20 protein-coding genes and 1 pseudogene are annotated in these 21,610 nt (G+C 48.3%); 7 read left to right on the forward strand and 14 right to left on the reverse strand.

Annotated elements, in window-relative coordinates:
• The 8 genes from NWF31_RS14895 to NWF31_RS04335 all read right to left on the reverse strand — a co-directional run bounded on the left by NWF31_RS14895 (position 1) and on the right by NWF31_RS04335 (position 10,988).
• Entirely contained in the window at positions 1-528 is a 528-nt protein-coding gene (locus NWF31_RS14895; RefSeq protein WP_422880239.1) for a 4Fe-4S dicluster domain-containing protein, read from the reverse strand.
• Positions 529-539: 11 nt separating this feature from the next.
• Positions 540-2,678, reverse strand: a complete 2,139-nt coding sequence (locus tag NWF31_RS14750) for a molybdopterin-containing oxidoreductase family protein (RefSeq protein WP_258359276.1) — start codon at positions 2,676-2,678, stop codon at positions 540-542.
• A 63-nt stretch (positions 2,679-2,741) separates the two neighbouring features.
• Positions 2,742-4,616, reverse strand: a complete 1,875-nt coding sequence (locus NWF31_RS04310) for a TRAP transporter permease (RefSeq protein WP_258359277.1) — start codon at positions 4,614-4,616, stop codon at positions 2,742-2,744.
• Positions 4,617-5,618 carry a TAXI family TRAP transporter solute-binding subunit gene (locus NWF31_RS04315; RefSeq protein WP_258359278.1) on the reverse strand — a complete coding sequence of 334 codons (1,002 nt, stop codon included), beginning with the start codon at positions 5,616-5,618 and terminating at the stop codon, positions 4,617-4,619.
• Between the two features lie 1,150 nt (positions 5,619-6,768).
• Positions 6,769-7,857, reverse strand: coding sequence for a zinc-binding dehydrogenase (locus NWF31_RS04320; protein ID WP_258359279.1), 1,089 nt, complete (start codon positions 7,855-7,857; stop codon positions 6,769-6,771).
• Positions 7,858-7,964: 107 nt separating this feature from the next.
• The gene (locus NWF31_RS04325) at positions 7,965-9,005 is read right to left on the reverse strand and encodes a LacI family DNA-binding transcriptional regulator (protein WP_258359280.1); all 1,041 of its coding nucleotides are present in this window, start codon (positions 9,003-9,005) and stop codon (positions 7,965-7,967) included.
• A 269-nt stretch (positions 9,006-9,274) separates the two neighbouring features.
• Entirely contained in the window at positions 9,275-10,297 is a 1,023-nt protein-coding gene (locus tag NWF31_RS04330; RefSeq protein ID WP_258359281.1) for a sugar kinase, read from the reverse strand.
• Between the two features lie 46 nt (positions 10,298-10,343).
• Positions 10,344-10,988 carry a bifunctional 2-keto-4-hydroxyglutarate aldolase/2-keto-3-deoxy-6-phosphogluconate aldolase gene (locus NWF31_RS04335; protein WP_258359282.1) on the reverse strand — a complete coding sequence of 215 codons (645 nt, stop codon included), beginning with the start codon at positions 10,986-10,988 and terminating at the stop codon, positions 10,344-10,346.
• A 164-nt stretch (positions 10,989-11,152) separates the two neighbouring features.
• Between NWF31_RS04335 and NWF31_RS04340 the strand changes: the two genes are divergently transcribed.
• Positions 11,153-11,977 carry a patatin-like phospholipase family protein gene (locus NWF31_RS04340; protein WP_258359283.1) on the forward strand — a complete coding sequence of 275 codons (825 nt, stop codon included), beginning with the start codon at positions 11,153-11,155 and terminating at the stop codon, positions 11,975-11,977.
• 211 nt (positions 11,978-12,188) lie between these two features.
• Here NWF31_RS04340 and dsrM read toward each other — a convergent pair whose 3' ends face one another.
• From dsrM to NWF31_RS04370, 6 genes are all read right to left on the reverse strand, one after another.
• On the reverse strand, positions 12,189-13,181 hold the full coding sequence (gene dsrM, locus NWF31_RS04345; RefSeq protein ID WP_258359284.1) for a sulfate reduction electron transfer complex DsrMKJOP subunit DsrM: 993 nt from the start codon (positions 13,179-13,181) through the stop codon (positions 12,189-12,191).
• Between the two features lie 20 nt (positions 13,182-13,201).
• Positions 13,202-14,359, reverse strand: a complete 1,158-nt coding sequence (gene dsrP, locus NWF31_RS04350) for a sulfate reduction electron transfer complex DsrMKJOP subunit DsrP (RefSeq protein WP_258359285.1) — start codon at positions 14,357-14,359, stop codon at positions 13,202-13,204.
• 99 nt (positions 14,360-14,458) lie between these two features.
• A complete protein-coding gene (gene dsrO, locus NWF31_RS14540; RefSeq protein ID WP_277998783.1) occupies positions 14,459-15,235 on the reverse strand; it encodes a sulfate reduction electron transfer complex DsrMKJOP subunit DsrO in 777 nt (258 codons plus the stop codon).
• A 3-nt stretch (positions 15,236-15,238) separates the two neighbouring features.
• A complete protein-coding gene (gene dsrJ / locus NWF31_RS04360; RefSeq protein ID WP_258359286.1) occupies positions 15,239-15,631 on the reverse strand; it encodes a sulfate reduction electron transfer complex DsrMKJOP subunit DsrJ in 393 nt (130 codons plus the stop codon).
• Positions 15,624-17,246 (reverse strand): sulfate reduction electron transfer complex DsrMKJOP subunit DsrK, encoded by a 1,623-nt coding sequence (gene dsrK / locus NWF31_RS04365; protein WP_258359287.1) that lies wholly within the window; start codon positions 17,244-17,246, stop codon positions 15,624-15,626. The genes dsrJ and dsrK overlap by 8 nt, the downstream gene beginning before the upstream one ends.
• 16 nt (positions 17,247-17,262) lie before the next feature.
• Complete coding sequence (locus NWF31_RS04370; protein WP_258359288.1) at positions 17,263-17,793, reverse strand: RsbRD N-terminal domain-containing protein; 531 nt, start codon at positions 17,791-17,793, stop codon at positions 17,263-17,265.
• A 644-nt stretch (positions 17,794-18,437) separates the two neighbouring features.
• On the opposite strand from NWF31_RS04370, the gene NWF31_RS04375 reads away from it, so the two are divergent.
• The 6 genes and pseudogenes from NWF31_RS04375 to NWF31_RS04400 form a co-directional block, all read left to right on the forward strand.
• Positions 18,438-19,049 carry a hypothetical protein gene (locus NWF31_RS04375; RefSeq protein WP_258359289.1) on the forward strand — a complete coding sequence of 204 codons (612 nt, stop codon included), beginning with the start codon at positions 18,438-18,440 and terminating at the stop codon, positions 19,047-19,049.
• Positions 19,050-19,198: 149 nt separating this feature from the next.
• Positions 19,199-19,546, forward strand: coding sequence for a DUF1670 domain-containing protein (locus tag NWF31_RS04380; RefSeq protein ID WP_258359290.1), 348 nt, complete (start codon positions 19,199-19,201; stop codon positions 19,544-19,546).
• 239 nt (positions 19,547-19,785) lie between these two features.
• The gene (gene tnpA / locus NWF31_RS04385; RefSeq protein ID WP_258359291.1) at positions 19,786-20,058 is read left to right on the forward strand and encodes an IS66 family insertion sequence element accessory protein TnpA; all 273 of its coding nucleotides are present in this window, start codon (positions 19,786-19,788) and stop codon (positions 20,056-20,058) included.
• Between the two features lie 42 nt (positions 20,059-20,100).
• Entirely contained in the window at positions 20,101-20,457 is a 357-nt protein-coding gene (tnpB, locus tag NWF31_RS04390) for an IS66 family insertion sequence element accessory protein TnpB (protein WP_258359292.1), read from the forward strand.
• Between the two features lie 80 nt (positions 20,458-20,537).
• Complete coding sequence (locus NWF31_RS04395) at positions 20,538-20,972, forward strand: transposase (RefSeq protein WP_258359293.1); 435 nt, start codon at positions 20,538-20,540, stop codon at positions 20,970-20,972.
• A 154-nt stretch (positions 20,973-21,126) separates the two neighbouring features.
• A pseudogene (locus tag NWF31_RS04400) lies at positions 21,127-21,610 on the forward strand (IS1634 family transposase); the annotation flags it as partial.

A 21,610-nucleotide genomic window follows, 5' to 3' on the forward strand; every position in this document is an offset into this window, starting at 1 on the left:
TTATCCCCTTGTTATTGAGGTCACTCGACTGTTTACCAGTCTTTTTATTGTATTAGTCTCTGCCTGCATCATCATTTCATTTATCTCACCAAACTTTAGTGCCCCTGTCGGACATATACGCGTACATGCTGGTTCCAAACCGGCTTCAACCCGGGCAATACACAAATTACATTTTTGCATTTTCCCATCTTGACCAAAACGGGGCACCCCAAAGGGACAGGCCATAGAGCAACTATAACAACCAATACATAAATCTTGGTTTACCAGGATAACGCCGGCCTCTTTTTTAATCGCCCCTGCTGGACAGGTCCTTAAACATGGGGCTTCCTGGCAATGCATACAAGCCATGGAAACAAAGGTAACCTTTACATCGGGAAAAGTTCCATCTTCGACTATAAAAATTTGCCGCCAGAGAGGTTGCCCCTGTCCTGCCTGTAAGTCGTTCTGATCCATACAGGCAACAACGCAGGCATAACAGCCAGTACACCGGTTCAAGTCTAAGTAAATGGTATGTTTCACGTTGTTCACCAACCTCCTAGCTAGACCTTTTCAATATTACATAAAATTGCTTTATAGCCAGGGTATCCAGAAACGGGGTCAAGGTAGTCAGCTTCAAGCAAGGTATTAACATCCGCCTCGGGGTATGCATGATACATATGAATTACTCCTGGCTGAACTATCTTGGTTATATTGGCCTTTACTGTGATTGCTCCCTTAGGAGTAGCCAACCTGATTATATCGCCCTGAGTAATACCCAAACGCCGGGCATCACCAGGGTTTATATCCGCAGCCGGTTCCGGCCGTAGGTTTCGCGTCCATGATAACCGGAAAGTCCTCGAATGTATAAACATTGGTAAACGCGACCCGGTATTAAGAATAAAAGGGTAATTTTTAGCCAGTTCTGGAGTTGCTTCCGGGCTATATTTGGGTGGCCGATAAATAGGTAAAACATCATATCTGAAGAAAGAATTGTATTTCTCCAAGAGTAAAGATTTAAATTCGACTTTGCCTGAAGGGGTAGGGAAGCCCTTATGAATATATTTTTTCTCATAAATTTTTAACGGTTCGGGGACGGGCATACCTGCCGGATGTTTCTTTAGTTCTTCAAGTTTTATCCCACTTGGTGCCAGTATCCAATCCAGAGAAGCTTCATAACCTGCTGCTAATAAAGGGTCATCTAATTCTAAACGCTTTGCCAGGTCAAAAATTATATCAACATCAGGGCGTGATTCATAAAGCGGCGCGATAGCAGGTTGGGTATAGATTACAAAGTTCTCAATATAGCAGCGTAGCTCGCTCCGTTCTAACGAACTACAAGCTGGTAGGACAATATCGGCATACTTTGCACTATCTGTCAGGAAGAGATCAACATCCACAATAAAATCGAGTTTCTGTAAGTTTTTTAGGAAAAAATCTGGATCTGGCCACATCCTGTAGTTGAGGCCAAAAGCTAGCATTGCTTTCAAAGGATATGGTTTTCCCAACTCTATTTGGAAGGGTAGGTGCATTGATTGCCCCTCATCGACCAGTTCACACCAAACAGGGAATTTATCCTGGCCTATCCGTGGTGGCATTTCTTCCCATGGCTTAACTTGATAGTACTCATGTTCCCTGGTCATAAAACCTGCAGGTATATAAAGGTAGCTCGTTGGCATTACCAGGTTACCACCAAATACATCATAATTACCGGTTAGGGCGATTAAAGCAAGGGCGGCCCGGTAATTATTCACACCATTGGTATGATGGACTACAGAGGCCTGGCCGGTCATAAACGCTGCTGGTTTCAAAGTTGCATAAAGGCGGGCTGCCATCCTGATGTTATCTGCCGGGATGCCGGTGATCAACTCAGCCCTTTCAGGAGTAAACTCTTTGACGTATTCACGGTATTCTTCAAAACCATAAGTATAGTTATGAATAAAGTCCCGGTCGTATAATTCTTCCGTAATTATTACGTTTGCCATGGCTAGAGCTAAAGCCCCATCAGTACCCGGTTTTAACTGTAAGTGAATATCACTCCAGGCAACCATGGGCGTATAGCGAGGGTCTACAACTATGATTTTTAAACCTCTCTCCCTGGCATCTATTATGCTATGGGCCAGGCTGGTATTTGAATAAAAAGGATTACAACTCCATACCAGTAAGCAACGTGCGTTTTTTATATCTGGTCTGGCCGGTGCTCCAAACAATAATTTCCAGGCCATATTTACAGCCTGAGCGCAGGTGCTAGATTCACTGCAGTAATTGGGTGAGCCAAAGGCATGGGCTAAACGATGCAAAAACGGTCGCTCCCACTTGGCATAACCAGCATAAAAAACCACCGCTTCGGGGCCAAACTTTTCTTTTATATGAGTTAAAGTGGTCGCGATGGTATTCAGCGCTTCATCCCACGAAATTGCTTCGAATTCTCCTGCTCCCCTGGAACCGATCCTTTTTAAGGGCGTTTTTATTCGCTCTTTATGATAAATATACTGGCGTATAGCTGACCCTTTTGCACAGAGAGTACCCCTGTTATGGGGGTTCTCTTTAGTTCCTTCAACTTTAATAATAAAACCATCTTTTACATAAACGTCCACACCGCACTGGCTCTGTGGGTCACAAATAGTACAAATCGATTTTTTTATTTCTATACCAGTATCTGCACAGGGAATTTTCCCGCGAAGTAAGTTGTTATCTCTCACAGGACCATCGCTCCCATACTCTACATGATAAAAAACAAAGCACCTGGGCCGCCATGGCTTTTATTATTTCTCAATGCCTTTTAATAAGCTTCTTTGCGGTATATTTACTTTGTTTATTATTAATGCCAACATAATTAAACCTAGCCCGACCAGGCTACTAAAAACTTCTGGGTAAAGGGTTAATAAAGCGGCGATACCCAAACAAACCCTCGATACTTTATTCCATGGAATAAATATTTGACCTTCAATTGCTGCCGCAAGGCAAATGACACCAATTATAGCAAACAACACGGCCACGGTAATTTTATCCATATTTCCCTGTAGAATTAGGGTGGGATTGGAAATAAACATAAAGGGAATAATGTACGCTACTAATCCATACCTAAAAGCAGTAAATCCTGTTTTAGATGGATCTGCTTGGGCTATAGCTGCTCCTGTATATGCAGCAATTGCAACTGGAGGTGTTATTGCCCCAACACAAGAAAAAAGGAATAAAAACATATGGGCAGCAATAGGAGTAATACCTAGTTTAGTTAAAGGTGGTACAAGTATAGAAACCACGATAATATAAACGGCAGTTGGTGGCATGGCACATCCTAAAATAAGCGATACTATTGCCGCTAAAAATGCAGCGAGATACATATTTCCATGGGAATATTGAATTAGTGTATATGAAAGCTTGGCCCCTAGCCCTGTTACCGAAATAATACCTACGATTATTCCTGCTACCGCACAGGTGGCAACTATTTCGACGGATCCTTTAGCACCATTTTCCAAGGCTTTTAGTACTTTATGTATATCTGGCCGTGTAGCTTTGCCCAAAAAGGCTACAAATAATGACAACACGGTAGAATAAAATGCCGCTTTCATAGGGCTCCATCCAAGAATTATCACTGTAATCATAAAAACTATAGGAATACCTAAATATCCCCTCGTACTCATAACGTCCTTTATTTTGGGCAGTTCACAAGCTGGTAGCCCTTTAAGGCCATTTTTGACTGCCTGGGCATCTACGACAAGCATTAAAGCAAAATAATAAAGAAATGCTGGCATAATAGCTGCTATACAAATTTTTAAGTAGCTGACATTTAAGTATTCGGCCATAATAAATGCTGCTGCCCCCATAACTGGTGGAGTAAACATACCACCTGTTGAAGCTACCGATTCAATGGCCCCAGCAATATAGGGTTTATATCCTACTTTCTTCATTAAAGGTATAGTAAAAGTTCCTACCGTTGATACATTGGCAGCCGGAGAACCTGAAATCATCCCCATTAAAGCGCTGGCTAATATAGATGTTTTTGCGGGGCCGCCTCTAAATCTCCCGGCGATAGCATAGGAAACATCAACAAACCATTCGCCACCACCAAAAGCCTCCAGAAAAGCCCCAAATATAACAAATACAATTATAAAAGTAGAAGCAATCCCTAGGGGAATCCCGTAAATACCCTCTGTAGTCATAAAAAGAAAACTCACCAACCGATCCCATGCTAATCCCTTATGAACTAGAAAACCAGGAAAATAAGGGCCAAATATGGCATAAATTATAAAGAAAATCGCAGTTAAAGTTAGGAACATCCCGGTCGCCCTTCTGGTAGCTTCTAACAATAAAATGATGACAATGGTACCAATAACTATTTCCAGATTAGAAGTTGCGCCTGATATTAAAATTTTATCTTGCCAAACAATCATCAAATAGATATTTGATAATACAATTAGTACCGCAGCCATAATACTGATGATCATCGTCAAGGTTGATTTAAGATGCAGGGATTTACTCCTTAAGAAAATAACAGGTATTAAGAGGGCCAATAAAATGGCCCTCTGGTTTATTGATGAAAATGACCCAAAGCCAGCGGTGTAGAGGTATATAAGCGAGGTCATAACTAACAAGGCACTTATAATTTTATCTGTTATTCCCGCCGATCCTTTCAGCATTTATAAAACCCCTTTTTCTTTATAATATTTTTCGGCGCCAGGGTGTAACGGAACCGGCACTCCTTTGGCTGCATTCTCCAGCTGCAGATTCTTGGCAGAGGGGTGGGACTGTTTAACCTTATCCAGGTTTTCAAATATCGCTTTAGTGATGTTATACACCATTTGTTCATCCAGATCTTTATTTATTACGACAGTAGTATCATCATAAATGGTGGTTATTGGTTGGTCCGTATTATATATTTCCTTAGGTAAGTCTATCTTCTTATAATAAGGGTATTTCTGGAATATTATTTTCAATATATCATCTTCAATTGATAAAATCCTAACGGGCTTCTTAGCTGCAGTTAGTTGTGTAATAGCAGAGGCCGGGGCTGCCGATTGGACAACAACTGCGTCGACATTTCCGTCTGTTAAGGCACTTGTACCTTCATCATAAGGGATGTAGAGAGGCTGTATTTCGCTTAAAGATATACCATACGCTGATAATACATCAAGTGTAACATAAATACCGCCCCCTCCAGCAGGACCAAGGACAACCTTTTTGCCTTTAAGGTCTTTTATAGACCTAATATCCGATTTATCATTTACAACGACATGAAAAATCCCTTTTGACAGCCCTGTAAATAACGTACGTATCTCTTCATTTTTTCCTTTATAAGGTTCTTCTCCTTTATAAGCCCTACTAGCCAGCACCGACATCGTAATGGCAAGATCAACATCTTTTTTCTTTATTAATTCATTGTTTTCCACAGCCCCACCCGTGACTTGGGCCGTTGTTTGTATTCCCAAAGTGTTGGTGATAATATCTGCCAAGCCTATACCAATAGGATAATAAGCCCCTCCTGAGGAAGCAGTTCCAACTACCAGAAATTTTGGCTTTGTGCCTTGCTGAGGACTACTTCCCGGATTATTTCCCTGGTTTTTTTGATTACCGCAACCCACAATTATTAAGTTCAACAACAAAGTGAAGCCCAAAAAGATAGCCAGAGATTTTTTCTTCATTCTTATAAACCTCCTGTCTTTTATTCCTGGGTTTCATGTAACCTTGCCTGTTCATTTGTTAATTCCTTCATCCCCCCTGCTTATTTTAGTATGTTCTCGAAAACTCCCAAACGTTTGTACTCAAGCCCTTCAGGAAGGGCTTTTATTTTTTCTCCCCAGCCCCTATGAGGTATAAAGAGAAATAGGTGTGGAAATAGTCGTTTGAGTTAGTACGTGTGCAACTTGTATTGCTTCAAATTTTATTCATCACGGTTAAATTTGGCCCTCGACTTTTTCAAAATGTCTCAAAATTGGGATGGTACTTCCCCAATACCCTATTTGAGGTGGTGTTTTGTTGATGCTCCTTACTTGTCGCTGCCACTCTGCTTCCCTGGTTCTTGCAGAGTCGAAAAGGTTGTTGTCTTTTTCTGCCTGCCTGGCCAGGGTCTTGCTCCTTAATCTGGACCCGGCCATCCCTTATGGTCTACAATGGCTTTGATAAAAAGCGTTCGCGGCTTAAGTTGCGTTGTCCTCTGGCTGCTGATAGCAAGCGGGTTAAACGGGAGATTAATTGATCCCGCCCTTGCTCGCCTTCGCCTTATGGCCGTACCGTTTAAACTAAGCCCCATGATGACCGGCGCCTCTTTACGCAAACGCCGCGTCATTCTTTAGCCTGGAAGAAAGTCTACGCCAACTGTTCCGCCGCCGAACGTTCTTTTAAGCGCGCCAAGGTTGATTATGAGCTGGAACGTTGCCGCGTTAGGAGCAAGGAGGCCTGGTTCTGGCGCAGCCACCTGGTGGCTATAAACCAGCACCTGGATGCCTGGATTGCCGAGGCCTCATCTCAAGGCCGGGACATCTGGGCTAAGGTGCTGGGCCAGCCCCTGGCGGCCTAAGATTTCACGCACTTAAGCAACGGCTTTTTCCAGCAAATCCCTGAAATATGCTTATTTTAGGGGTTAGCTTTGCTGTTCTCTTTTTTGTTCCCCCTTTTTTTCTCTATTACCTAATTATGGCTTATAATTGTTGCTACTGCGACATCGTTAATTCGCTCGTCCAACATACCTTGTATTTTTTTGCCATCACTTCCCTTCAATTGGTTTATTACCTGGTTTTACCTGGTTTTTCGAGGGTTTTACGAGAGCCTACTATTTATTGCATCCCTCGTAGCCTAATTAATAAGTACAGCTTTAACAGCTTCTTTACCAGCCATTATTTTTAATGCATCATTTACTTGTTCAAGCTGATAACGGTGGGTGATCATGCGGGTAAACAAATCCGAGTTTTTGTAGATTAATTTCATCGCTTGATATACGTGACGGGTGTCACTTACCCACACACCCTGAAGACATACATTTCTCTGGACCAAATGTTCATAACCATCAAAGGCAAAGGTACCACCCGGCTGACCGAAACCCACACTTAATACAGTACCCCCGGGGCGCACCATAGTAATCGCTTCTTGTAAAGCTGCCGAATTTCCCGCAGCCTCTATTACAAGATCTACTCCCCGTCCAAAGGTTAAATCTTTAATTATCTGCAGCCGTTCATTGGTGGATATTTCATTTCTATTTAATGTTAAAGTAGCCCCCATTTGTTTACCTATAGCTAACCTTATTTCTGAACCTCCACTTAAAATTATTGAGCCGGCCCCAAAATTTCGGCAAAAGGCAACTGCAAAAAGACCCAGGGGGCCAGGACCAATAATCATAACATTGTCCCCAGGTTCAGGTTTTATTAAATCAAAAGCATGGGCTGCTGTAGCCCCAGAACATGATGCTGATACTAAGATTGCTGGATCAATATTTGTTGCAATTTTAAAGACATCTGTATTGGGTTGTAAAATTATATACTCGCTGTAACAACCATTTAAGAAAGGGGGACTTGTACAGGTAATATTGATCCCCTGGACTATTCGGTTAGGGCAGAGGGAAGGCTCTTTCAAGACAGCACAATAATAACAATGGCCGCAGGCGATACCACGATTCCATAAAATTAGATCGCCGACTTTTATTTCTTCGCCTTCCACTGTAAGTTTCTTTCCTTTAATGTCAGTTACCAAACCTACCCCTTCGTGGCCAGGAATCAAGGGTAATTTAATCCTGGGATCTTCTCCGGACACTATATGTAAATCAGAACCACATATCCCGGCAGCCTTAATTTTAACAAGTATCTGTCCCTGTTCTAACTTGGGAATATCGATTTCCCTGGCTATCAACGGTCTATTAAAAGCTTCTAGAACATAAGCTCTTGATTTCAATTTTGTTCCCTCTCTATTAAGACTAGTTATTCTTTTAGGTTCTATCTTATCTAGCACAATAAATACAAACTTATAACCCCAACACTTTTTAAGAGCAGCATTCCGGCTTATTTATTATTACCTTTTCCTTTTTCCCTCTCTGCCCAAGCAGAGCCGTAGCTAACCGAAACTCTTACTAAAAGTTGTGCGGGTAATTTTTCAATTAAAGGCCTTGGTTTACGTTTACAATCAATTAGCTTGATCAGCCTCTCCGCTGCTCGCTGGCCTACTTCATAGAAGGGTTGGGCCATGGTGGTCAGGGGCGGATCCATAAGTTCCGACATGTCCAGGTTGTCGTAGCCCATCACGGCGATATCTTCCGGTACACGTAGGCCTTTCTCTTTTATAGCTTTGATAACCCCCAGGGCCTTAGGATCGCTGGCGGCAAAGACGGCATCCGGTTGCTGGTCTCGTTCCAAGATGGTAAGGATGGCCCGGTAGCCGTCTTCCCAGTCATGGGTACCGTGGATAACGATGTCTTCATTATAGGCAATTCCAGCTTCGGCTAGGGCGGCCTTGTAGCCCGCGAAGCGCTGGCGGTATAGATCCAATCCTAAAGTGCCATTTATAAAAGCAATATGCCGATAACCACGTTCGATGAGAAATTTTGTGGCCTCATACCCCCCCTTAAAATTATCCACAATTACAGCATCCACTTTGTTTTCCAGGTGGCGGATCATGAGGACTACCGGAAAACCCTGCTCTTTGAGTTCTAAAATATGGGTGCTGGCCGCCGTGGCCGTGGAAAAGATCAGGCCGTCCACCAGTCTCTTGCGCAGGTTTTCTACATGGGCCTTTTCCGTTTCTATATCTTCGTCGGTATTACAGAGGATGACGGTATAACCATGCTTTTTGGCCACGTCGGTTATCCCCTTGATGGCCGCCGGGAAAACCAGGTTGCGGACGTTGGGGATAATGAGGCCGATAGTTTTTGTCCGCCCTTCCTTCAACCCCTTGGCCAGGACGTTGGGCTGGTAGTTGAGTTCGCGTACGGCCTGGAGGACCTTCTCCTTCGTTTCCGGGCTGACTACTACCCGGCCGCTTAAGGCCCGGGAGACGGTACTGGGAGAAACTCCGGCCCGTTCAGCTACTTCTTTAATGTTGACCATGTGTTTAGCATCCTCTGCTGCAAACCTTTGTACAATCCTTTGTGCAATCGTTTGTAGAATATATTCGCCATGGATTGTTAAATTCCTGCTAAGGTGAAATAAAAAATTTAATACCGGGAAATTAATAAAGCCCCTCAGATCAGAGGGGGCCTTATTAAAGAGGAACTCATGTCCACGTACAGCTTACGCTCTACCATTAAGTAAGCACCCTAAAAAGCTCGATATAAAGAAATTAATAAGCCCTGAGCTCTATCCCAGGGCTTACTGGTTCACCGCTGTACCCTGCCGGAAGCGTCGCCGCGCATGAGGGTCATAACTTCATCCTTGGTGACATGGTTAAAGTCGCCGGGAATGGTATGCTTCAGGCAGGAGGCGGCTACGGCAAATTCCAGGGCTTCGGCCGGGTTAAACCCTTCTGTCAGGGCGTAGATTAAACCACCGGCAAAGGCGTCACCGCCGCCGACCCGGTCCACAATGTGGATCTGGTAGCGACGCGAGCGGTAAAACTCCCGGCCGTCAAAGAGAAGGGCCGACCAGCCATTGTCAAAAGCGGAGAAACTCTCACGCAGGGTAATGGCTACTTTTTGCAGGTTAAAGCGGGTCAACAGCTCCCGGGCTACCTGGCGGTAACCTTCTTCGCTGATTTCCCCCTTGGTAACATCGGAAGCAGCCGCTTTAATGTCGAAAACCTTTTCAGCATCTTCTTCATTACCGATTGCTATGTCTACATACGTCATTAATTCCATCATGGTCGCCCGGGCCTGAGCCGGGGTCCAGAGGTTCTTGCGGTAATTGAGGTCGCAGCTAACGGTGAGGCCCATTTCTTTCGCCATCCGGGCGGCTTCCAGGGTAACTGCGGCCACATTCTCGCCCAGGGCGGGAGTAATACCGGTAAAGTGGAACCAGGTAGCACCGGCAAAAATCGCGGCCCAATCAAATTCACCCGGTTGTACCCCGGCGATGCTGGCATACTTGCGGTCATAAACCACCTTTGAGGGCCGCTGGGACGCCCCTGTTTCCAGGAAATAGATCCCCAGGCGCTCGCCGCCCCGGAGGATACGGGTTGTATCCACCCCGTAACGGCGCAGGTGGTTGATGGCCGCCTGGCCCAGGGGATTGGCCGGGACTTTGGTTACAAAAGCGACCTCCACGCCGTAGTTGGCCAGGGAACAGGCGACGTTGGCCTCCCCACCGCCGTAAGTGACATCAAAGGAATCAGCCTGCACGAAACGCTGGTAACCTGGTGTAGACAGGCGCAGCATGATCTCGCCGAAGGTAACTACTTTAGCCAATGTTTAAAACTCCTTCCCACCATTTAATGCCTTCACCTACTAAAAATTATTGCCCCCTGGCAGCCCTGATGGCGGCTACAAACTGGCGGGCCGTTTCCTCAACCAGCTGGTAGTCACCGGTTTTAGCTCCTTTGGTCAGTTCACCTCCGACTCCCACGGCCTCACAACCTGCCTTGATCCACTGGCCCACGTTCTCCAGGTTTACACCCCCGGTAGGTATAATCGGCGCCTGGGGCAAGGGCCCCTTGATGGCTTTCACCATATCCGGGCCGAAGGCGCTGCCGGGAAAAAGCTTGACAAAGTCACTGCCCGTTTCCATAACTTCTACTATTTCACGAATGGACATGGCGCCTGCCATGCAAACCTTCTGGTAGCGATTGCAGGTCTTCACCATCTCGACATCCAGGCAGGGGCTGACAAGAAATTCCGCCCCGGCCAGGATAGCCATTCGAGCCGTGGTGGCATCTAGGACCGTTCCGGCGCCAATGAGAATCTCTCCCCGGCGATATGCTGCCGCCAGTTCCCGGATAACATCCAGTGCCCCCGGAACGGTAAGGGTGATTTCTATGGCCTCCACCCCGCCCCCTTTCACGGCTGCGGCAATTTTCAGCGCCTGTTCCGCGTTCTCGGCCCGGACTACCGCGACAATGCCACAGTCAATAATCCTCTGCATAACCTTTAACTTCTGCATATAACCCGCCTCCGGTTCATATAATGAAACAATGGTTTGCTATAATAAATATTCGCCATGCCATATTGAAATCCTGCTTTGACAATTAAATCTTTTAACCCGGTACTCAATCCGGCTTTAGAGCATACAATACTTTGCAAGCTTTTGCGAGGAGGTTTTTTGTTATGCGTTTTGGCCTCGCCCTGGGAGGTGGAGGTTTAAAAGGAGCGGCCCACCTTGGAGTTTTAATCGTCCTTGAGGAAAACAATATTAAACCCGATATCGTCGTCGGGACCAGCGCCGGTTCCATTGCCGCCGCCCTGTATGGAGCAGGACTACTGCCCGTCGTTAGCACCATGGAAAGCCTTCCTTTTGCTAACATCTTCAGGCTGGAAAACTATCGATTAACCGGTTTACCCCTGGGGTTAATCCAGGGGGGTACAATTGAAGGTATGTTGAAAAAAGCCCTGGGCAGCCGCCACCTGTCAGAACTCAGTCCCCTTACGGCCGCAGTTGCCTGTGATTTAATGAGCGGTGAAACGGTCATCTATACATCCGCCCGTCCGGTTAAACCCTTGCCCCCTGACATGGCTATGGGCGGCGACGTGCCCGCCTGGCAGGCCGTACGGGCCAGTATTTCTATACCGGCCCTCTTTGCTCCCTATAAAATCGGCTCCCGTCTCCTTGTAGACGGCGGCCTGACGGACAACGTTCCGGCCGATATTGCCTCTTACCTTGGAGCCGACGTCGTTATTGCCGTCGACCTGGACTGCCGTGTTGTCACGAACCGGGCTTTTCGCCATGCAGGTGAAGTGCTCGTCCAGAGCCTGGATATCATCAGCCGGCGCAATACTACCCTGGCTTTAAAGCTTTATGCCGACCTGGTCCTTAAACCAATAAAAAAGCCCGTCAGCTTCTGGGATTTCGGCGAGTTCGGCACCCTGGTAGCCGCCGGAGCGGAGGAAGCCAGGCGCAATCTCCCGCAAATTCGCCGCCTGCTGGGGCGATAGATAAAGCCGGCTCCCGGGAAAGGAGCCGGCTTTAAATAATCGAGTTGCTTCTGCCAGGGCTTTGTTTATTACAGTGTTGTTTTCGGGAAAATCACTCTTAACAGCTCTCCGGCCGGCAAAACTGTAATGCCGAGGGGAATAATTTGCCTGTAGATGGTGACCGGCATAAAATGCGCGGGAAAAGCAAGGTCTTGCCTTACAATCACTCTTTCTATTCCTTCTCTACCGGCAGGCCGGCCATTTTCATCTTGTCCCTGAATTCTTCCTCGTACTCTTCATAGCTATGCACTTTAACCGGATAATTCCAGGGGTTGATATGTCTCCTGGCACGGCTGTCATTGGGCAGGTTGCGTGTCGGGCTTAGGAAAATTCCCGCCATATGCACCAGTTTGCTGTACGGGAAGTAGGACACCAAAACGCATACGAAGAATAAGTGGATGTAAAAAAGAACACCGATCCCTTCCGGGACAAAGGGCCTGAACGTCGCCAGTCCCATAGCCAATTCTTTAACGGCCGTGATATCGACGCGGAAGAAATAGCGCATGAGGATACCTGTTGCGGCTATTCCCAGGATAAGGAACAGCGGAAAATAATCGGCAGGGAGTGAAATATATCGTACCTGGGGGATAACCACCCGCCGGAGGAAGAGATAAGTCACTGCGCCTACGATCAATATGTCGGTTAAATAGAGAGCCTGCAGGCCGAAGCGGAAGAAACCATCCAGGCCTTCCAGCCAGGATACAAAGGCCGGTACCGGGTCAGTAAAAAAGCGCAGGTGACGGAGAAGGATCACCAGGAGAGACCAGTGAAACAGCAACCCTCCCAGCCAGAGCCATTTTTCCCAGTGATAGGCCAGCCGGGGACCCCGGTGTAATTCCATCCGGGTATTTCGCAACAGGGAGCGAAAGAACAACACTTCCAGCGCCACCCGGCCGACAGCTCCTGCTGTGGTAGAAGGATTTTCTAAGGGGCTTGCCTTAATCCAGGGCAAGGATTTTTGCTGCCCGGCGGTGGTGGGGATCCGGAAAGGAACCGGGGCCCGCGCCCACTTTACGACGCGGTAAGCCAGGCCTGCTAAGAAAATGGCAAAGGCTACGTATGGTATGATAACCCCGAAGAGGTAATGCCACCCCGCCAATCCCGCGCCGAGATAAGCTACCAGCATGAGGCCGATGACACTAAAGAAGGAAAATGCCATTCCCATTGCTTTACCCCTCATTTCCGCTAGACTATCTCTTCTTTGATGCTGACGGCTATTTTATACAGGAAAGTAAGCACCAGGGCCCCGATTGCCCAAACCCCAATGGTAATTAACGTTTCCGGCAACGTAGGCGCGTACTCGGTAACCCTTTCAAAGGGGTTGGGGACAAAGCCGCCGATTACCAGGCCGATTCCCTTTTCAATCCACATGGAAATAAAAACTGCTGTACAGGCTACCTGGAGGTATCTGTCCCTGGTGCGCGTTTTCGGGTTTATTAATAGTACCAGGGCCAGAACCACCAGGATGGCAAAAGCCCACATCCAGATAACAAGCCTGCCGTGACCGTCCAGGCCGGCAAAAAGATATTTAAGGGTATACATACCATGAGCGGGTGCCTGGCTGTAAAAAGCAGTGAAAAATTCCAGCCCGATAAAAAAGGCGCTGACAATGGTAGCGTAGGTGACTATTGCCGCCAGCTTCTGGAGGGCTTCCCGGCCGGGATCAAATTTACTTACCCTTTTAATGATATAGCACAGCAGGATCAGCAGGGCAGGGCCGGAAGCAAAGGCCGAAGCCAGAAAGCGGGCCGCCATAATAGCCGTCAGCCAGTAATGCCTTCCCGGCAGGCCGGCGTATAGAAAAGCTGTAACCGTGTGAATGCTTACGGCCCAGGGAATGGAGATATAGACCAATATCTTTGTCCATGCCGGGGGGGGAACAGCCTTATATTCCGCTTCCAGGGCATGCCAGCCGGCAATAATATTTAAAAGGAGATAGCCGCTCAAAGCAATCATATCCCAGAAGAACATGGAGCTGGGAGTGGGATAAAAGATCATATTAAGAATGCGCATTGGTTTACCTACATCGACCAGTACAAAGAGGAGACACATGATGAGGGCGGCAACGGCCAGGAATTCTCCGAGAATGGTAATCCTGCCAAAGGCTTTGACATTATGCAGGTAATACGGCAGGACCACCATCACCGCCGAGGCGGCTACCCCCACCAGGAAGGTAAACTGGCTGATATACAACCCCCAGGAAACATCCCTGCTCATGCCGGTAATGGACAGCCCTTTATTCAACTGCCACAGGTAGCAGGTAAACCCAATCGCAATCAGGAAGAGTAAAATAGTTACCCAGCCCCAGTATCTTTTGCTTCCGGTTAAAGCCTTTACAATCATAATTACCCTTCCTCCACCTCATTTTTCTCCAGTCTACCGGCGACGGCCAGGGCCGTCATAAAAAAACCTGTTTAAGAAGTACCCCTTAAAGAAGACGTTCTAGACAAGGTAAAAAACACTGGGGTGGGTCCCAAGTTCAGGTTTACGCAGGATGGTATAACGGCCGGATAGTATCTTTCTTACCACAGAATTGGGTTCTTCTAGGTCGCCAAAAATCAATGCTCCCGCCCGGCATGCTTCTACACACACCGGTACCAAACCGAGGTCAACCCTTTCAGCGCAAAAATTACATTTTTCAACGACACCCTTTTCCCGGGTAGGATATGCCGGGTCTATTTCTTTAATATAAGGCCGCGGGTCACTGAAGTTAAAGCTCCTGGCACCGTAAGGGCAGGCGGCCATGCAATAGCGGCAGCCTATACAACGATGGTAGTCCATCATTACAATGCCGTCCCGGCGTTTAAAAGTTGCCTTTGTGGGGCAGACCCTGACACAGGGTGGGTTATTACAGTGATTGCAGAGGACGATAAAAGGTTTACCTTTGATCCCGGCGGCAATGTATTCATGTTCCTGTTCGGGAAAGGCGTTTTCAAAGGGCTCCGTCCATAACCATTTGATTTCTTCTTCTTTATCGGCGATATCAGGTATGTTATGAGCCTTCCGGCAGGCTAGAAAACAATCCCGGCAACCTTCCTGGTATTTAGGCCAGCATTTCTGCATATCGATGACCAGGCCCCACCTCTTACCGGCCGGAGCACCCGGGTTCTCGATATTGCCGGCGTTGTTGCCGGCAAAGCTTTTAACTGCTGGCCAGAGGGTAAGCCCCAGAAGACAGGCGCCTCCTGCTTTTATGAAACTCCTCCTGCTCGTCGTCATCCTTTAACTCTCCTTTGGCTCAATGTGGCAGGTCCAGCAGTCAGGCTGCACACCCAGGTAATTATGGCACTGGTCGCAAAACTGGGACTTATTGCTATGGCATTGCAGGCAAGTTTTCTGCAGGCTCATTTCATACTCCTTGCCATTGCCGGCCACATAAGTCCTTTTGCCCTCGCGTACAACCTGGTTACGCCATTCTTCCAGCAGGCTCATGTGGTTGGCCCGCATGTATTCCGTTCCTTCCACACACTGTTTCTCTTCCAACTGCTGGATGGCCTGGGTCTCCAGGCTGGGAACCGGTGCCGGGGCAGCTTTTCCGGCCCTGGTCCAGAGGGGAAAGGTTACCAGCACAATAAATAATACCAGGCCGGTAATAATGTACCGGAAATCATTCACCGCCGTTCTCCTCCTTTCCCTTTACAGGCAAAGGCTCTCCCCGCAGGGTTGTTTCCCTGGAAGTTTCCCCGGTCATTACCAGGGCATTGCCGACCAGCTCGTGGACGCCGGCGACATCCACACCGGGTACCCAGTAGTTCATGAGGGCCGGAAAGACGGCCCGGTCAACGGCACAGATACAGGCCAGCATATTGACGCCGTATTTTTCCTGCACGTACTTTACGGCGTTGGCCCGGGGGAAACCGCCCCGCATCCTCATTTCCATGTATTCATCGGAATTAAGTCCAGCCCCGCTGCCGCAGCAGAAGGTTTGTCCACGGATGGTATTCTCCGGCATCTCATAAAAATTACGGCAGACATTTTTGATGATGTAGCGCGGCTCTTCGAAGAGCCCCATTGAGCGGGCCGGATTACAGGAATCATGGAAGGTTACTCTTAAATGGTCATTGCGGGTGGGATCCAGCTTAATCTTGTTGTTCCTGATCAGGTCGGCCGTAAATTCCACAATATGAACCATCTTGGTGGACCTGGCGTTTGCAAATTTTGTTCCTGTTATAGGGGAAACAGGTTCTTCTAGGAAATCTGCCGGGCCGTTCATGGTATCCATGTACTGGTTGATGACCCGCCACATATGGCCGCATTCGCCGCCCAGGATCCACTTTACACCCAGCCGTTTTGCTTCGGCATACATCTTGGCGTTGAGCCTTTTCATCATTTCATGGGAAGTAAACAATCCGAAGTTCCCGCCCTCGGATGCGTAAGTACTGAAGGTGTAGTCAAGGCCTATCTCATGGAAAAGCATCAGATAACCCATCAGGGTATAGGTACCGGGATCGGCGAAAACGTCACCGGAAGGTGCAATGAAGAGGATTTCGGCACCCTTGCGGTTGAAAGTCGGCTCCACCCTGATACCGGTGATATTTTCAATTTCATCGACGCAGAACTCTACCATGTCTTTAAAAGCGTGGGGCTCAATGCCGACATGGTTTCCCGTCCGGTAACAGTTGGCCACCGGCGCGGCGATCCAGTCAATATTGCAACCAACCAGGTTGAGGAGTTCCCTGGCGATCATGGTAATTTCCGCCGTGTCAATGCCGAAGGGGCAAAAAACCGAGCAGCGGCGGCACTCGGTACACTGGAAGAAATAGTAGTACCATTCCTTCAGGACGTCTACGGTCAATTCCCGTGCCCCAAAGAGTTTCCCCAGGAGCCGGCCTGCAGTGGTAAAATCCTTGCGGTAAACCGCGCGGAGCAATTCGGCCCTCAAGACCGGCATGTTCTTGGGATCCCCGGTACCGATAAAGAAATGGCACTTGTCCGCACAGGCGCCGCAACGCACACAGGCATCCATAAAGATTTGTAAGGTTCGGAAGCGCCCCAGCCGTTCCCTCAGGCCTTCCAGGATTATTTCCTGCCAGTTTTCCGGCAGTTTCCAGTCTTCTTCCTCCGGGGACCATTCCCGGGGATTGGGGAGGCCAACGGCTTCCAAATTTTTCGGTTTGGCGCCGTAAAGGTAGGTGCCGCGCCTGAATTTTACCGGGATATCCATCCATCCCGTTCGCGGCGGCTTGTGATTTACAGCCAGTAGCTCATCCGGTTTCGGTAGCGAAGCCATTTTCCCACCTTCTCAATTACGGAATATTTACATTCAGATTGGCCCTTTGCAACAACCTTGAGGTCCTGTTTTTAATCTCTTTAACTTTTATTTCCCAGAGTTGCTCCCGGCATTGCATATAAATATCAAAGGTCAGGAGGGCCAGTTCTTCCAGCCTGTCTTCTAAGTCTTCCAGAGATAGGCCTTTTTCCTGGATTTCACCTGCCAGTTCTCCCTTGAGGACATCCTTTATGTGAAATATAAAGGCAACAGCCTGGGAAGGAGTAAAGTCCTGCACGGCCCTGATCCTGATAATGCCGTCGAGGCAAGCCTTAACCTTTGCAATATCCATCCCGGTACATAGTTCCTCGTATAGGCCTTCTAATCCCCGATAGATTGTTGTCCCGACCGGATTACCGAAGGGGTCCTCTTTTTCCCGCAGGAACCGGGCTGTATCGGCAGGATAGGTTTCCAGGATTTTCTCAAACCACTTGTCTACTATAACCCTTTTCTTACGGGTCAAAATCTCGCAGGCAGTTGCGCTAATATAATTTCTGCCGTCTTTCACAAATGCACCTCAGCCCCTTCGTTCACCAAAGCACTACTTTTGATATTTATAAATTTAGTTCGCTATTTCTTTTAAAATTCCTGCTTGCTCTCTATAATATTTTTACACCTGATAAAGTTATTTATGAAAGATGTTAAAACCTGTAGACATCTAACTTTGAATTGCTGCCTTGAGCAGTGAGGGATATTTCTGTCTCCAAAATAGTTTTCGAAAAAATTTTCGGTGTGATTGACAAGGTCCTTCCATATCACGAGGCTATAAGCGCTTATAACCTGCAGGTGCTCTTAAGGTTTATGATACCAATCCTGATAGCCGGTCACCAGACAAAAGCTTTGTTGCTGCCATTTTTCACCTCTTGAGGTACCAAAAGAGCTCCGGTTAAGCGAAAATATTGTACCCAAGGAGCTATAAAAGAGTACCCCAAAGCCTAGTAAAAACTGGTACTGAAGGACAGGATGTGGGTAAATCCATTGGCAATGAGGCGAAGTACCTTTTGGACTTCTTCCTTTTTAGCATTTCCTCCGGCATTTGGACCCGGGGCAAGAGCTGGCGCAGACCCAGTTTGATGGCAGAAAGATTGGCCAGAAAGCGGCACAGGTAAAACTTAAGGTGTGAGATATCCTAGACTAAAAGAAAGCTTTGAATTGGCCCCGGCCTCAAAACTGGCCGAAGCGGCCTGTATGGCCATCAACCAGGCCATAGAAGCCTGGGAAAAGAATCAGGGAACCCGGCGCCTGAAACCAGGGGAACTCCTCCTGGAACAGGGGGGCCGGAAAATCGTAATCCCCCTCCTTGCCCAGGAGGTATTGCCGCAACTAAAAGAGGAGCGCTCTCCCCGGGCCGTGCGCCGGGAACTGGAAACGCTCCAGTTCTCCAAGCTAAAGGAGCTAAACCCCGGCGCCAGTGTGGAAGATCTCTGGCATCTCGTCAACCAGGCCGAACTTTCCCTGAAGCGCGGTAGTAAAAGTGCGGAGGTACTGCCCGCAAGACCCAAGGATGCTGAAACGCTAAAGCCAGGAGGCCGCCAGCACGTTGGGGGAGAAATCCCGCCGGAAGCCCTGAAACCGGCCCTCGCTACCCTCGTGGACCAGTGGGGTGCCAGGCCCGCCCAGGCCGAAGGGATGGTTACCCTGGCCCTGGCAGCCAAGCTCTATACCTGGTGCTGCCCCACGGTGGAGGAACTGGACCCCGGCCAACTGGTGTGGCTGGCCCACGGGACCAGGAAATCCAGGCGTACCGACCCCAGGCTCTTTTAGCCGGTAGTACTCACCTTACTAACGCCGGAGGAACAACACTGGCCCTTCAACCCCACCGCCGACCTGAAGAGGCTTAAAATACGGCAGATCGAACGGCTCACCGCCGAGGCCTAGCGGTAGGATGGTGTCTTAACTACACTGGACCTGGAGTGGCTCCTGGGCATCTCCCCGAGCTCATTCGCCAGCTTCTGGAGACCTACCACGAGCACTTCGGTGTCCTCCTGCCCACGGCCGGTACAGTGCTGGATATGGGTCGCACCCTGACCCATAAGGCCCTGGTGGTGGAGATGGCCCTGGAGGGACTAACCACCCAGGAGATTGCCAGGCGGATCTACCACACCCCCGAGGCTGTGGACAACTACCTGCGGTTGTTTGATCGGGTGCTGCTATTGTGCTACTACCACGTACCGGCTTCAGCCATGATGCGGATCACCGGTCACAGCCAAGGCTTGCTGGAAGAACACCTGGCCTTGGTGGAAAAGCACTTCCCCGATTAGGAATCACTGGTCGCTATATCGGTAAAAGGGGTATCAAGTTGGAAAAGAGCAGTTAGGGATTAATGGGGTTATCTTCAGACCCCACCTCGCGAAGGGCACCTTTGCCTTCGGCTAGCAGACTGGTGCTGTCTAGCCTGCAGTGGACTTTCAGTAAGCGTCTAATACAACCCACCTTGGCATCATACCCAGGTTTAGGGGATAATCCTTCTCAGAAAACACACTGAGGAGGTTTTTTTCTTATGACCAAAGCCGAACGGCAAGCACTATGGAAAACCCGGATAGCCGAATACCAGGCCAGCGGGCAAAGCGTTAAAGAATGGTGCGCCTCTCATGAAGACGTTAGCCCCAAGCAATTATGGTACTGGCTGCGGAAGTATAAAAACCGGAACGGAGTTACCCCGGGAAAATCAAACCGGTGGCTGCCGGTAGAAGTAAGCGAGTTTCATAAAACAGGGTCATACTTTACTGATCAATGTAGGATCGGCCAGCATCGAGGTAAAACCCGGTTTTAATCCCGTCTTGCTCACACAGGTAGTCCGGGTGCTGGTAGAGTTATGCTAAACGAATTTATTGTTGACCGGGTTTATCTCGTCTGCGGCGCAACGGATTTGCACAAGTCAATTGACGGCCTGGCGGTGCTGGTCAAGGAAGGGTTCGAGCTGGACCCCTTCTCTTCTTGCCTTTTCGTTTTCTGTAACCGCAAGCACGATAAACTAAAGATCCTCCATTGGGAGCATAACGGTTTCTGGCTTTATTACCGCCGGTTGGAGAAGGGCAAATTTCCCTGGCCTCAAAATACCACTTCTTCCACCATCACCATAAGCTGCCGGGAGCTGCGCTGGCTGCTTGACGGCCTACCCTTAAAACAGCCCCAAGCCCATCCCGAGGTAAAAGCGCGTACCATCTTGTAATATTAAACGCCAGAAAGAAATATTTTCTGTTTGTGGTTGATTCTAGAGGAAATCGACGCAATTCGTCGAATCATTTAAGTATGAACACTTCGCAATCTATCGCTGCCATGACTATTGAAGAGCTGCAAAGCCGCTGCCTTCAGCTGGAACGGGAGAATGCCGAACTGACCGCTAAGTTAAACTGGCTTATGGAGCAGTTCCGTTTAAGCAAGAAAAGGCAATTCGCTTCTTCCAGCGAACGGACCAGGGCTTTAGAAGAGCAGCTCTTGTTTTTTAATGAAGTGGAAGCGGAAGCCCGGCCGGAAGAAAACGAGCCGGATTTAGAGACCATCACCTACCAGCGCCGTAAAAAACACAGCCGCCAGGAGATGAACCTGGAAGATCTGCCGGTAGACGTAGTAGAGTACCGCCTGCCGGACGTCAATATAATCCCCGGCGGCGGATCGTTTCTTTATATTGCTCAGTTAATTATTGCGCGTGCAGGAAAGGTATCGTGCTATCTTCTACCGGCGTGACCGTTTTACCCAAGTTCGACAGTCGCTAAGCAAAAATGACTGTTATTAATAAGGAGTCCTTATAAATAAGGGTTTCCGGTTTCGGGGAAGAGGAAAAATCAAAAACTGCCTAGGCACACCATATCGGAATTAAGGCATGATGGCAACATAGTACTTGCACTATAATATAGACATGTACATAAGAACTATTTCCCGCAAAAACAAGGACGGTTCTATTGTCCGTTATATCCAGCTGGCCCACAACGTCTGGGACCCTGAAGCCGGCTACCCGAAAGCCAAAGTGCTGTATAACTTCGGCCGCGAAGAGGAGGTAGACCGGGAAGCCCTGGTCCGTTTAGTAAAAAGTATTACGCGTTTTTTGGGACCGGAAGAGGCTTTACGCACCCAGGGAGAGTTAAACGGCAGCGCTCCCCTAACTTTTATCTCCAGCCGGCCTATGGGTGGCGCCTGGGTATTAAACGAGCTCTGGAACCGGCTGGGTATCAACCGGGTTTTAGCTGAGTTGCTGGCCAAACGTAAGTTCCAGGCGCCGGTTGAACGTGCCATCTTCGCCATGGTAGCCAACCGGGCTTTGAACCCGGCCAGTAAACTTAAAGTTGAGGATTGGGTCAGCCACGATGTTTATATACCCGGCCTCC

This window comes from Neomoorella sulfitireducens, assembly GCF_024733845.1.
GTDB lineage: Bacteria > Bacillota > DSM-521 > Neomoorellales > Neomoorellaceae > Neomoorella > Neomoorella sulfitireducens.